The organism is Paenarthrobacter sp. NEAU-H11 (genome assembly GCF_050573415.1).
GTDB lineage: Bacteria > Actinomycetota > Actinomycetes > Actinomycetales > Micrococcaceae > Arthrobacter.
In genome coordinates, this window is record NZ_JBNZGA010000012.1 from 119,647 (window position 1) to 132,064 (window position 12,418).

General features: G+C 65.2%; 14 protein-coding genes. 2 read left to right on the plus strand and 12 right to left on the minus strand.

Translation table 11 applies throughout. The features are described from left to right. Nucleotides 1-131 precede the first annotated feature (131 nt). Nucleotides 132-677 (plus strand): hypothetical protein, encoded by a 546-nt coding sequence (locus ACQ3DC_RS15550; RefSeq protein ID WP_430752647.1) that lies wholly within the window; start codon nucleotides 132-134, stop codon nucleotides 675-677. 98 nt (nucleotides 678-775) lie between these two features. On the opposite strand, the gene rplI is transcribed toward ACQ3DC_RS15550, so the two are convergent. The 4 genes from rplI to rpsF all read right to left on the minus strand — a co-directional run bounded on the left by rplI (nucleotide 776) and on the right by rpsF (nucleotide 2,564). Further along, a complete protein-coding gene (rplI, locus tag ACQ3DC_RS15555; protein ID WP_013602898.1) occupies nucleotides 776-1,228 on the minus strand; it encodes a 50S ribosomal protein L9 in 453 nt (150 codons plus the stop codon). 17 nt (nucleotides 1,229-1,245) lie between these two features. Next, on the minus strand, nucleotides 1,246-1,485 hold the full coding sequence (gene rpsR, locus ACQ3DC_RS15560; protein ID WP_003800144.1) for a 30S ribosomal protein S18: 240 nt from the start codon (nucleotides 1,483-1,485) through the stop codon (nucleotides 1,246-1,248). Between the two features lie 127 nt (nucleotides 1,486-1,612). Next, nucleotides 1,613-2,188 carry a single-stranded DNA-binding protein gene (locus ACQ3DC_RS15565; RefSeq protein ID WP_157240203.1) on the minus strand — a complete coding sequence of 192 codons (576 nt, stop codon included), beginning with the start codon at nucleotides 2,186-2,188 and terminating at the stop codon, nucleotides 1,613-1,615. A gap of 70 nt (nucleotides 2,189-2,258) precedes the next feature. Then, on the minus strand, nucleotides 2,259-2,564 hold the full coding sequence (gene rpsF, locus ACQ3DC_RS15570; RefSeq protein WP_013602900.1) for a 30S ribosomal protein S6: 306 nt from the start codon (nucleotides 2,562-2,564) through the stop codon (nucleotides 2,259-2,261). A gap of 341 nt (nucleotides 2,565-2,905) precedes the next feature. Between rpsF and ACQ3DC_RS15575 the strand changes: the two genes are divergently transcribed. After that, nucleotides 2,906-3,859: a hypothetical protein gene (locus ACQ3DC_RS15575; RefSeq protein WP_430752648.1), complete on the plus strand. Its 954-nt coding sequence runs from the start codon at nucleotides 2,906-2,908 to the stop codon at nucleotides 3,857-3,859. Nucleotides 3,860-3,916: 57 nt separating this feature from the next. On the opposite strand, the gene ACQ3DC_RS15580 is transcribed toward ACQ3DC_RS15575, so the two are convergent. The 8 genes from ACQ3DC_RS15580 to ACQ3DC_RS15615 form a co-directional block, all read right to left on the minus strand. Next, nucleotides 3,917-4,993, minus strand: coding sequence for a hypothetical protein (locus tag ACQ3DC_RS15580; RefSeq protein WP_430752649.1), 1,077 nt, complete (start codon nucleotides 4,991-4,993; stop codon nucleotides 3,917-3,919). Continuing rightward, nucleotides 4,990-5,205: a hypothetical protein gene (locus ACQ3DC_RS15585; RefSeq protein ID WP_157240199.1), complete on the minus strand. Its 216-nt coding sequence runs from the start codon at nucleotides 5,203-5,205 to the stop codon at nucleotides 4,990-4,992. Before ACQ3DC_RS15585 ends, ACQ3DC_RS15580 begins: the two co-directional genes overlap by 4 nt. After that, nucleotides 5,202-5,513, minus strand: coding sequence for a hypothetical protein (locus tag ACQ3DC_RS15590; protein ID WP_231754842.1), 312 nt, complete (start codon nucleotides 5,511-5,513; stop codon nucleotides 5,202-5,204). The genes ACQ3DC_RS15585 and ACQ3DC_RS15590 overlap by 4 nt, the downstream gene beginning before the upstream one ends. Nucleotides 5,514-5,560: 47 nt before the next feature. Continuing rightward, entirely contained in the window at nucleotides 5,561-7,339 is a 1,779-nt protein-coding gene (locus ACQ3DC_RS15595; RefSeq protein ID WP_430752650.1) for a glycosyltransferase, read from the minus strand. Then, nucleotides 7,336-8,619: a lipopolysaccharide biosynthesis protein gene (locus ACQ3DC_RS15600; RefSeq protein ID WP_430752651.1), complete on the minus strand. Its 1,284-nt coding sequence runs from the start codon at nucleotides 8,617-8,619 to the stop codon at nucleotides 7,336-7,338. The genes ACQ3DC_RS15595 and ACQ3DC_RS15600 overlap by 4 nt, the downstream gene beginning before the upstream one ends. Further along, nucleotides 8,616-9,428 carry a glycosyltransferase family 2 protein gene (locus ACQ3DC_RS15605; protein WP_430752652.1) on the minus strand — a complete coding sequence of 271 codons (813 nt, stop codon included), beginning with the start codon at nucleotides 9,426-9,428 and terminating at the stop codon, nucleotides 8,616-8,618. The genes ACQ3DC_RS15600 and ACQ3DC_RS15605 overlap by 4 nt, the downstream gene beginning before the upstream one ends. 13 nt (nucleotides 9,429-9,441) lie before the next feature. Beyond that, complete coding sequence (locus tag ACQ3DC_RS15610; protein WP_321214815.1) at nucleotides 9,442-10,542, minus strand: hypothetical protein; 1,101 nt, start codon at nucleotides 10,540-10,542, stop codon at nucleotides 9,442-9,444. Between the two features lie 77 nt (nucleotides 10,543-10,619). After that, on the minus strand, nucleotides 10,620-12,418 hold a 1,799-nt coding region (locus ACQ3DC_RS15615; protein ID WP_430752653.1), incomplete at its 5' end, for an Ig-like domain-containing protein.

A 12,418-nucleotide genomic window follows, 5' to 3' on the forward strand; every position in this document is an offset into this window, starting at 1 on the left:
AGGTTATTCCCTTGTCCCGCCGGGGAGTAGAATCGCGGCAGGCTGGGTCGTCGTCGCAGCCGGTGCCTGGCGGTCCGATGCGACACCTTCTGTATGCTTGCGCAGGGTCTGCCCGATCGAAAGTCACCACCATGCTCAGTAAACTCAGCCCATTCGTCACCGCGCTCCTCCTCGGCGGCCTCGCCGTCACCGGAGCTGCCCCCGCCAACGCGGAGCTCGTGGAACGCTACAGCCTCGATTTTTCGACCAGCGGACTAAACGACGACTTCTGCGGTTCGGGGCTGCAGGTCGCATTCACCTATGACCGGACCGGTTCGGGCTCAACCATGACCCGCGGCGAGGATAGCCTGCTGTGGGTTCAGGAGAAGCTCAGGATCGTCCAGACATTCACGTACAACGGGATGACCGTGACCGACATCCAGCCGAACACGCTGGCCAAAGACCTCAAGATCGTCGACAACGGGGACGGGACTCTCAGCATCACCGTGCTGCTCACCGGAGAGAATCGGCTGATTGGAAGTGACGGCAAGATCCTCGCCAAGGGCGACGGCCAGGTCCGCAGGCTCCTCACCATCGACCAAGCGTCGGGCAACGTGATCAGCGACGAGCTGATTTTCGGTTCTACGGGTACGAACGACGGCTTCTGCGAAGCAATCCTGGCTCACTGGGGCGTCTGACCCGGTTGGCCCGTCCACGGTCCAAAGACAAGAGACCCCCGCTGCCGGGATCCGGCGACGGGGGTCTTTGTACAGTCAGGACTGTTGAGTCGTTATGACTACTTGCCTGCCACTACATCGAGTTCGATGACAGCGGCAACATCTTCGTGCAGACGGACGTTGGCCTGGTACGAACCAACCGACTTGATGTGGACCGGCAGTTCAACCTTGCGCTTGTCGATGCGGCCAAGGCCAGCGGCCTCAACAGCGTCAGCGACGTCGCCCTGCTTGACGGTGCCGAACAGGCGTCCGGTTTCGCCAGCCTTGACGACGAGCTTGACCGGCTTGGACTGCAGTGCAGCAGCCTGCTTCTGAGCGTCTTCCAGGGAAGCGTGCTCGCGGGCAGCGCGGGCAGCCTTGATGGACTCAACCTGCTTTTCGCCGCCCTTCGACCAGGTCAGGGCGAAGTTGCGGGGCAGCAGGTAGTTACGGGCGTAACCGTCCTTGACCTCGACAACGTCGCCAGCAGCACCGAGTCCGGTTACTTCGTGGGTCAGAATGAGCTTTGCCATGTTAGTTAATCCCTTCCTTAGCCGCGGCCAGCGCCGGAGTAAGGCAGCAGAGCAACTTCGCGGGCGTTCTTGATTGCCTGGGCGATCTTGCGCTGTTCCTGCACCGTAACGCCAGTGACGCGACGGGCGCGGATCTTTCCGCGGTCGGAGATGAACTTGCGCAGCAATGCTACGTCCTTGTAGTCGATGACAGTGATGTCAGCGGCCTTCAAGGGGTTGGACTTTGGTTTGGGCTTACGGAGTTCAGCCTTAGCCATCGTGGAGCTCCTATTCTAGGGAGCCCGTGGATGTTGATCCACGGGATGGTGGTGGTCCTACGGCGGCAGCCGCCTTGGTGCGCGTTGGCACTGTGGCGGGCCCGGCGTCGGACCTTAATGGGGTGTGTTAGAAGGGAGGTTCGGAATCGGGGCCGTTGCCCCAGCCACCTGCACTGGACACGCCGGGCGTAGCCCAGGGATCGTCCTGCGCAGCCTGCTGGTTGCCGCCGCCCCAGCCTCCACCGGAGTTGCCGCCCTGGTTTCCACCAGAGTTGCCGCCTCCGAAGCCACCGCCGCTGTTGCCGCCGCCGAAGCCGCCCTGGCCACCCGCGCCGGAGCGCTGGGTGCGGTTGACCTTGGCATTGGCATAGCGCAGGCTGGGGCCGATTTCATCGACCTCAAGCTCGATAACGGTGCGCTTTTCGCCTTCTTTGGTTTCGTAGGAACGGCTCTTCAGGCGGCCGGTAACGATCACGCGCATGCCCTTGGTGAGGGACTCGGCGACGTTCTCGGCTGCTTCACGCCAGACAGCCGCGCGGAGGAACAGGGTTTCCCCGTCCTTCCACTCGTTGGACTGGCGGTCAAAGGTACGCGGGGTGGAAGCGATGGTGAAGTTCGCTACTGCCGAACCTGACGGTGTGAACCGCAATTCCGGGTCATTGGTGAGATTACCGATGACCGTAATGGTGGTTTCGCCTGCCATCTACTGCCTCCTTGTTCGATCCTGTGAAGAGTGCGTTCCTGCGGGTGAAGAATGAAGATCAGTGCTGAAATTACTCAGCAACAACCTTCTGCTCTTCGGGGCGGGTGATCTTGGTGCGCATGATGGTCTCGTTAAGAGACAACTGGCGGTCAAGTTCCTTGGCGGTTTCCGGCTTGGCGGTGAAGTTCACCACGGCGTAGATTCCTTCGGACTTTTTCTTGATTTCGTAAGCCAGGCGGCGTCGGCCCCAAATGTCAACCTTCTCGATGGTTCCACCATCGTTGGTGATGACGTTCAGGAACTTCTGAAGCGACGGCTCAACGGTACGCTCTTCGACCTCGGGGTCGATGATTACCATCAATTCGTAAGGACGCATATGTGAACCCACCTCCTTTGGGCTAAGCGGTTACGGCATTTCCGTAACAGGAGGTTCATTTGCGATTCCGTGCGATGCCCCGCCAGAAGGGAGGCAGGGCGCAGCACAGACTTCACCATCTTAGTGCATGTGGCCCGGATAGGCGATTTGCTCCTGACCCAAGGCTAGGCGGCCGGCAACGGCCCGGAAAGCGCTGGTGCGGCGATGTGGAAAACTCCCACGGCGGGGAAGCCCCTATCATCTGACGTATGGGTAAACATTTGGTCGCCCTTGGCGCAGCGGCAATCTTCCTGGGCGGCTGCTCGGCCCCTCCACCTCCACCTCTGCCCCCGACAGCAACGGTGACTGTGCCAGCGGACGACGCAGCAACCACCCCGGCCACAACCGACGGCGGAGGGACCACCCAGCAAGCGTCCACTGACGCTTTCGATTTCGCCGCAGCAGGGGACATCAACCCGGAAGGGAACACGTCCGCGGCGTCGCCCAGTGGCAGGAACGCCGCGTCCATTGTCGCCGGCCTGAACGACGGCACGCTGGACAACTTCATCGCTTTGGGTGACTTTCAGTACGACAAGTCAGTGTGCTCCGCGCTCGGCGCTTATGACCAGCTGTGGGGACCGGCCAAGTCCAAAACATACTGGGCGGCAGGACCGAACCACGACGTCAAGCCCGGCACGAACGATGAGCTGGACAAGTATATGAACGGTGAGTGCGTCTCCGCCACGAAAAGCGCAACCAACAGCCACCTTGGCCGATTCGTGGACGCCCTCGAATGGTACTCATTCGATAAGGGCAACTGGCATTTCCTGGTAGCCCCTACCGCCACCTGGCGGTATGACGCGACGCGCGCGCGGGCCATGACGCGTGAAATGGATGCCGACCTCAAGGCAGCCAGGGCAGCCGGCAAGCATCTGGCCGTCGTTTACCATGACCCCTACTTCACTTCTGACACATCCAGCCATGACCGCTTCGCTGAGGCCAAACCGTGGATTGATGTGTTCTGGACAAACCGGGTCCGGATACTGCTTTCGGGCAGCCAACACAATTATGAGCGAACGTGCCCCGTGAACAACGCGGACCAGTGCGTTGCGGACGGGATGCAGCAATTCCAGGTGTCCACTGGTGGAATCGGCCTCCGGGAATTCACCGGCAGCCCCTCTTATGTGCAGAAGAGGTTTAGCGACACATGGGGTCACCTAAGAATGAGCCTTAAGGCTGACGGCTCTTATACATGGGAATTCCGTGCTGTTTCCGGCGGAATGCAGACTGACAGCGGGTCACGAAGCGGGGGCTGATTCAACGCCAGGGTAGGTGGGCCGGGACCTCGCCACGTGGGTGTGCACCCCGCCCGGTCAGTACTCTGACACCGGTACGGCTGAACCGCCGTCCGGACGCCAATACCGCAAGCCGCCGTTCGTGGAGCCGTCGCTGGCGACGTCTATCACGGCGTAGGGGAACGCCCGACGATCCCGCCGGTCAGGTCCGCGACCGCGGACGTCCGAACACCACGTGCCTGTGTTGACGTACCGGGTTGTGCACGCCTCCAGCTCCGCTTCGAGGGCACGGTGGGTGTGGCCCGATACGTACCAGGCCACCCCGGAACCATGCTCTTCGAGGGTGCGCGCGACCCGACCCGCTGCTGCAGGAGGCTCCTCGCCTGCGGTCCTGCGCCCGGCTGCCGCGAGCACCATGCGAGTGGCGGCGCGCGGGAGCGCCGACACCGTCCGGAACCGGGACAGGCGTGCCAGGTCCCGAACGGCCGCCTCGTCGAGCGCAAGGCGGAATGACTCGGACTGCAACATTTCGTCGTATGCGGGCTCCCGGATGCGACGTTCTGCCAGTTCGGACGCCAGGCAGGACCGGGCAACGGCCCCGGCTCGGCTCAGGCGCGAGTTCGACGGGTGGGCGTTCCAGGCGGCGAGCGGTGGCAGGTTCAACTCGTCGGTCCCGTTGACCGCCGAGCGGAGCACCTCAGGAATCCGGTGCAGCGCGTGGTGCTGGTGCCCGTGCTCGGCCACGAGCACGTGGGGCACGTGCAAGAACCACGGGTGCACCCGGACCCGTGTGGGCTCGCCGGGTGACAGCAGCGCTGACAGGCGGGCGGCGACCGACGGCCGGGCCAGCTCGACGTCGTGGTTGCCGCATACGAAGTGCAGCTGCACGCCGCGGGCCGCACACGCTTCCAGCGCCCGGAACGTGTCAAGGTGCCGGGCGAGGATCGACTCGAGCCGGGCAAGGCTCTCGTCTTCGGCCAAGCCGACCAGCTCAAACGTGTCACCCACGAATGCGACGTGCCGCTGCGTACCGGCTACCGCAAGGACCTCGCGGCGCAGGAAACCGGGAAGCACTGCGCTTGGGCGGCGGGGGTCGTCATCCGATACGCCCAGGTGGAGGTCGCTGAGGAGCCACCACCGCGCCGCACCGTTCACGTGAGCAGTCCCACCACGCGCGGAAGGAAGAGGACGAGATACATCGCCCACATGACACCGACCACCCTGCGGCTCATCGTCAGGCCGAGGAGCCTCGTGGGCCGTTCGGCGTCCGGTCCCGCGCGTCGGATCTCAAGCGCGACAAGGGTAACGAGCAGGGCGATGGTGATGAGCAGGGCGGCAATCGCGAGCAGTCCCGCCAGATCGATCATGACACAACCTCCTGTCGTGCGCGTGCCATGCACGCGCCAATGGTGATGACGCCCATCGTGACGACACACGCCTGCCACGACCACACAGCGAGGTAGAACATCGCGGTGGACACCGCGGTTAGCGTGGCGAGGCCGAGAGCCAGAACAAGCAGCCCGCGAAGGGCAGGGTCGGTAACCGACGTGAGTCGGACCAGTGCCTGCCCTGGCAGCAGGATAAGGACGGCTGTCGCGGCGACCACCTGCAGCGGCGTCGGCAGCCCTACGAGCGTCACCAGTGACAAGGCGAGGGCCGCGAGACCGAGGACCAAGGTCGGCCGGCTGATGGGGCGGCTGATAGGGCGGCTGATGGGGCGGCTCATGGCGTCACCCGGTAGGCGCGGGCGTCTGCATTGCTGAACACTAGTTCCACTCCATCCTGCGCGCTTAGCCACGCCTCCAGCTCGGCGAAGCCGCCGGCGCTGCTGGCGCCCCGAAGCACAAGACTCGCTTCCGACGAGCGGGTGAGCAGCAAGACGGCACCGGCAGGGTTTTTCCGGGCATTGTCGTAAACGACTGGGCCGCACGCCGCCGTAGACAAGTCGGACCGGCACATGTAGTCCATGGTCCGATACGGGTGCTCGAGGTAGGCCTCACTGCGCCACGGCGTCGGGGGGGAAGCCGAGATGATCGTTGAGCCGGGCGGCGCGAGGCGCTGTACGGCGGCCACGGCAGCGATCTCGTTGTCGGTGAAGACGTCAAACTGGGCGTTCCCGAACCGGCCTGTCACTGTCAGCAGGCCCAACAGGCAGAACGTCAGCGCGAGGCCCCCCGCGGCACGGAGTGAGGGATGTGTCCTGCCTTCAGTGGGAAGCAGGATCGAGCATGCCTGCAAAGCGATGAAGGGCAGAGCGAATAGCGAGACGCGGATGAGCATTTCCCCGCCGTACAGCTGCACGGGGAAGAGCAGCAGGGGGGTGACGGCAAGGAGGACTACCCGGATGTCGAACCGCCCCCTGCGCCAGTCGCGCACCGCGCCCGCCGCGGCAAGCGCCCACAGCAGGAGGGTGAGAACGACCCTGGCCTGCACCACGAGCACGTGCCCGGCGGTCCCGCTCACGCGGTCGACGACGTTGGCATTGATTGCGGCCAGCACACCTCCTTCCGCCAGGGGCGGGTTCCCGGCGAGGTATGCACTGGCGGGGTAGGCGAGCCAGAGTGCCAGCAGGACCGCGGTGATCAGGGGCAGCCGGCCGGGCCAGACATGTCCGCTCAGGGTGAGAGCGGTGAGGGAAATGAGCAACAGGAAAGGCGTCAGTTGATGGCTCGCGCAGATGACCGCGATGAGCACGAGAGCCACCGCGAGGGCGCTCACCCGGTACCCCGGCCGGGGCTCAGCCGGGGACCGCCCTTGCCACCACGCCGCCACGTCGACGTCTCGGAAGCCGCGGAACTTGGGGGGCCGCGCGGCCAGCGGGCCGACGACAAGTGCGATCACGACGAGGTACAGGAAGAAGCCGAAGGCTTGGGGAGACAGGTAGTCCTGGTCCTGCCAGTTGCCGAGGCAGAAGAGCCAGAGCACGAGCCAGCGCCGTCGCGGATCCTGCGTAAGGTAGCGCATCAGCACGCCCAGGGCAGCGAGCCACAGACCCACGTTGAGCACCGGCGCCCACAGAGCAAGGGCTACCGGGTCGAGGCCGGTTGCCTTTAGTACTGTCGCCAGGAGGGCGAAGAAACCCGGCCAGTTAAAGTAGGCGTCAATGTCGGGGTCGATCCCCTGGCTGCGCGAGAGGGCGTCGGCAATGCCGAGATGACGGAACGCTACCTCACCACGCGGTACATCCGTGACGAAGGCTGCCGTTCCGAAGAGCACGAGCACCAACACCAGCACCAGCCACATCATGACCGCCCGGCCTGCCGGACCTGAGGCATCCCCTCGCAGCGCCACAACAAAGGCGACGTTCAGAATCAGGACCCCTGCCCAGAACGGGTAGGGGAGCACGGCAACGAGCCCCAGGTCGCTGTTCACGGGAACGGCGACCGTGGAAGCGGCCCACACGGCAAGCGCCAGCGACACGACCCCCGCCAGTGCGCACCACGCGTCACGCGCCTTCCAGCGTCCGCGGAGGCGGCTGGGCGCATCAATCGTGGTTGTCATCGTGACTCCTTCGTGACGCGCCGGAGAACGGCGATTAACCGGAGGCCGGCAGCAACAGCTCCGATGGAGAGCACCACCAGCCACGCAAGGGCCATGGCGCCGGGGCCCGCTTCGGCCTCCAACAGCGCTGACGCGCAGAGGGCCACCCCAAGCGTCACGCCGACCACGATCGGCTCTGTGTAACGGCCAAGAGCCCGGCACACGGCGTTGTAGGCCTGCAGCACCGCGTACGGCACCAGTCCGGCCGCCAACCACCGCAGAGCGTCAGCGGAGGCGTCAGCGTACCGCTCCCCCAGCAGACTGAGCAGCGGGTGAGCGAGGAGGACGAGGACGACTGCCGCCAGACCTCCTATGGCGAGCGACCAACGGAGACTCGCCCAGGTTGTAGACACCAGGCGGTGAGGGTCGCGGACACCTTCGGAAAACTGGACGATGCCCATCAGCATCGGAGCGGAGTAGGCAGCCCAGGCCATCATCCATGCGGGATACCAGTAGGCAGCGATCTCCGGCGCCACCGTGTGGGCGAGCAGGAGCGGCAGCACCAGCCCGGGGGCGCGCTCGGTGAGGGTGAGGAGCTGGTACGGAATACCCACCGCCAGCAGTGGACGGCCGCGCGTCGAACGCAAGGATGGTCGCGGCCGATAGCCAATCAGTTTTCGCAGCTGGATCACACCGACGACGCACGCCACTGTATTCCCGAGCGTCCAGCAGGCCATTACCACGTCGGCGGAGGCGCCATGCGCCTGCCAGGCCACGAGCGCTGCAGCGCCGAGGGAAACCCCGCCGCCCAACGCATACCTCAGGGTCGCGCTGGCCCCGCGTCCCAACGCCACCAGCGCCTGGTCCAGCACAATCACCAGGGTGCCGGTGACGGCAGCCGCAAGGAACGTTAACCAGAAGAGAACCGATGCCGACGCCGTGTCCGGCGCCACAGCCGACTGCAGCACGAGATAGCCGAGGGCCAGCACGGTGCCGGCTGCCCCCACGATGGCGAACGCCGCGTCCAGCACCCGCGCGGGCGGCTCCCCTCGTCCCACCGCAACGATGACAGCGGACCCGGCACCCAGAACCGCGAGCTGCGTGCAGATCATCACTGCCGCGACCGCGGCCATGGCGAGCCCGACCTCACGGTCTGACGTCGCGCGTGCGGCCACGACCCAGAAGGCAAAACCCCAGCCAATCTGGGCGGCCTTGCCCACAATGAGGCCGATCGAACTGCGCAGGGCGGAGTGCCGGACAGTTGAGGGGTCCGTGACCGCGGTCCCTAGTTCAGCGGTCATGACGCCAGACCTTTCGCCAGGCCCGCATAGTTGTACCAGCAGAAAGCGATGTAGTAGCGCAGCCACCTGGGCTGGCCCGAGGCGAGGCTCAAGACGCTGCCCCGGATAGCCGCGGCGGCAGGAAGCAACGCCAACCTCGCACCGCGCCAGCCGTGCTTGCGGATCATCCGTCCCAGTCCCGTTCCGTCCATCAGGAACTGGTCCAGGGCGAAGTCAAAGTCGTCGGCGGCAAAACGATGTTCGACGACTACCCGCTGTGACACCGCCGTCCGCAGCCCTGACTGCCGCATCCGCCAACGGAGCTCGATGTCCTCGCCCGACTTGAACGAGTCGTCGAAACCCACACCCAGCATCAGGTCTCGGTCGACCATCGTGGCTACGAGCCCGAACCAGTTGCGGCTGCGGCCGGTGCGATGGTGATGTGCCAGCGCCTGCCCCCAGTAGCCCGGTCCAGCGACACTTTCCAAACCGGCCTGGAGCGCGTCGTAATCGCCCTCGACGAGCTCAGTGAGCAGGTCGGCGACTCCGTGTGGCCCGAACACGACGTCAGAGTCGACGAGCAGGACCCAAGGGGTCCTGCTGCTCTGCACACCGAGCGTTCGCGCCCACGGCAAACCGCGGCCTTCATCACTCAGGACCCGGGCACCTGCCGCGAGGGCGAGGTCGACCGTACGATCGGTGGAGCATCCGTCCACCACGATGATCTCCGCTACGCCGGACTGACGCAGGGCCTCCAGGCAGCGTGGGAGCATGTGCTCCGCGTTGCGGGCCGGAACGACCGCGGTGACCTCGGAAGGGCTGTGACCCACTGTGCCCACCCCCTCAGATCTGCTCGTCCAGGACCGACGGCAGCAGCTCCTCGAGATACCGGACGATATCGTCAGACGCTTCGTCTGCCGTGTACGCGGAGGGCACCTGCAGCAGGTGGCAGGGCCGTCCGTCGAGCGCTTTGTTCAGGACGACGCCTTTTGCGGCGAAGTGCTCGCGCCAGGGGACGACGGATGTAGCGGCCAGGCCCGTCACGACATGCTGCGAGAAGCTTGCCATCTCGATGTGGAAGTTGCCGATCATGCGGTCGACCATCCACTCGGTTGTCCGCTCGACAATCCTGGACCGGGAGCCCTCATAGCGCTCGATGTAGATGGCCGCCGCAAGCGGAGCCGTCGTCGTCACTTCCCGGCCGGGAAACGCGGTCCCGGCATCAACCATGCGGTGCTCCGGCGACCAACGCCGGGAGAAGTCCGCGAGGCGCGGGTAACGGATGACGTACGGATGTACCACCGTGGTGAGGCGGCCGACACTCTTCGAGAGCTGAGGCGGGACGAGCGGCTTCCGGACCCCTTCAAACAGGTGCGGGTAGATTTTCCGGTGGTGCGGCTTAATGAACATCGGCTTCGCGTAGCCGAGCAGCGTGGCGTCCTCGGCGAGAAAGGCCCAGTCATCGCCCATGAACGACCAACCCTCGCGCCGCATCAGCTTGGCCGCGGTGCTCGTCTTTCCCGTCCCTCCGGCGGCCGGAAGCGCGATCGCGTGACCCCGGTACGCCATGGTTGCGGCGTGGATCATGCCAGCTCCGCGGCCGACCATTGCGGCATCGAGAACAGGGACCACGGAGGTCAACAGCTCGCCCGGTCCGTGAATGCGCCACTGCTCCCCATCCCTCACGATCTGGAGTCGTTCGGCCTGGAAACGCACACTGTTTTCCGTGTACGCAAGCTCATGCTCAAGTAGGCCAGCATCCGGCATCGGCTCCGGCCGGTCATCGACCACAATGTTGGCCGGCAGTTCGGTGTCTGTGGCGAAACACGCCAACATGCTCTTGAGCTGCGGCGCTGCCGGTGATTCTGCGTCGACGCGGATCGCGACGCGGCCGTGAATGTCGAAGTGCAAGGCCTTGGTCTTGGGCTTGGTCTGCCTGTACATGGTGTCCCCTGTCTAGTGGTGTCCGATCGGTGATGTTGCTGAGGTGGACGGCGCCGGCCATGTCGGCCGGCGTCCGCCTACTTCGTCAGCGTGAGGATGAGCGTGGGTGCGTTCGTGCTGCCGGCCTCCTTGGAGTTCATGTCCAGGCCGTCACTGCTGCTGGTGTCCATGCCCAGTGAGAGTTGTTGGCCCAGCTCACCGGTCAGGCCGCTGACGGTCAACGGAACGTTATACGTGGTGTTGGTCGTCGTCGGGCCAAGTGTGCCGATGCTGGTGCCGAGCGCCGGACGGCTGCTGTAGGTGATCCCGCCCTCGGTCCAGCTGTCATCAGCGACCAGCTTGACGTTCTGCGTACCCGTGGACCCGCTCCCGGCACTACGCAACTGCAGGGTCGCGCTCACCAGGGTCCTGCCCGCATAGGCTGACAGGTCGAATTTCAGGTACGTGACCTCCACCGGGCTGTTGTCCACACCCAGCAGGGTGCTCGTGCCATAGTTCGTCCCGGTCGCCCCGCTCGTCACATAGCTGTCAGCGGTGGCCGTGAGCGTAACCGTTTCCGACGTGCCCCCGCCCGCGGCAGCCGTGGTGAAGGTCCAGGTCTTGTCCTGCGCCAACGCGTTACCGGCAACATCCTTCACGCCACCGGAGCCGCCCTTGATCGTCGCCGTGTACGTCGTACCCGCGGCCAGATCCGCGCCAGGGTTCAACGTCGCAACCCTATCCGTGCTGCTGTAGGTCACAGTCGCCGGCACCGTCGTCGTCCCCGTCTGCAACGTGAACGTGCTCGACGTGACCGTCGAGGCATCCATCGCCTCCGAGAACGTCCCCGTCGCGTTCGCCGTCACCGCCACACCGGTCGCACCAGCGGCCGGAGACGTACCCGTCACCGTCGGAGCCGTCGTATCGCCGCCACCCGCGGCAGCCGTGGTGAAGGTCCAGGTCTTGTCCTGCGCCAACGCGTTACCGGCAACATCCTTCACGCCACCGGAGCCGCCCTTGATCGTCGCCGTGTACGTCGTACCCGCGGCCAGATCCGCGCCAGGGTTCAACGTCGCAACCCTATCCGTGCTGCTGTAGGTCACAGTCGCCGGCACCGTCGTCGTCCCCGTCTGCAACGTGAACGTGCTCGACGTGACCGTCGAGGCATCCATCGCCTCCGAGAACGTCCCCGTCGCGTTCGCCGTCACCGCCACACCGGTCGCACCAGCGGCCGGAGACGTACCCGTCACCGTCGGAGCCGTCGTATCGCCGCCGCCACTGCCGCCGCTCACCGTGAGGATGAGCGTGGGTGCGTTCGTGCTGCCGGCCTCCTTGGAGTTCATGTCCAGGCCGTCACTGCTGCTGCTGTCCATGCCCAGTGAGAGTTGTTGGCCCAGCTCACCGGTCAGGCCGCTGACGGTCAACGGAACGTTATACGTGGTGTTGGTCGTCGTCGGGCCAAGTGTGCCGATGCTGGTGCCGAGCGCCGGACGGCTGCTGTAGGTGATCCCGCCCTCGGTCCAGCTGTCATCAGCGACCAGCTTGACGTTCTGCGTACCCGTGGACCCGCTCCCGGCACTACGCAACTGCAGGGTCGCGCTCACCAGGGTCCTGCCCGCATAGGCTGACAGGTCGAATTTCAGGTACGTGACCTCCACCGGGCTGTTGTCCACACCCAGCAGGGTGCTCGTGCCATAGTTCGTCCCGGTCGCCCCGCTCGTCACATAGCTGTCAGCGGTGGCCGTGAGCGTAACCGTTTCCGACGTGCCCCCGCCCGCGGCAGCCGTGGTGAAGGACCAGGTCTTGTCCTGCGCCAACGCGTTACCGGCAACATCCTTCACGCCACCGGAGCCGCCCTTGATCGTCGCCGTGTACGTCGTACCCGCCTTCAGGTCAG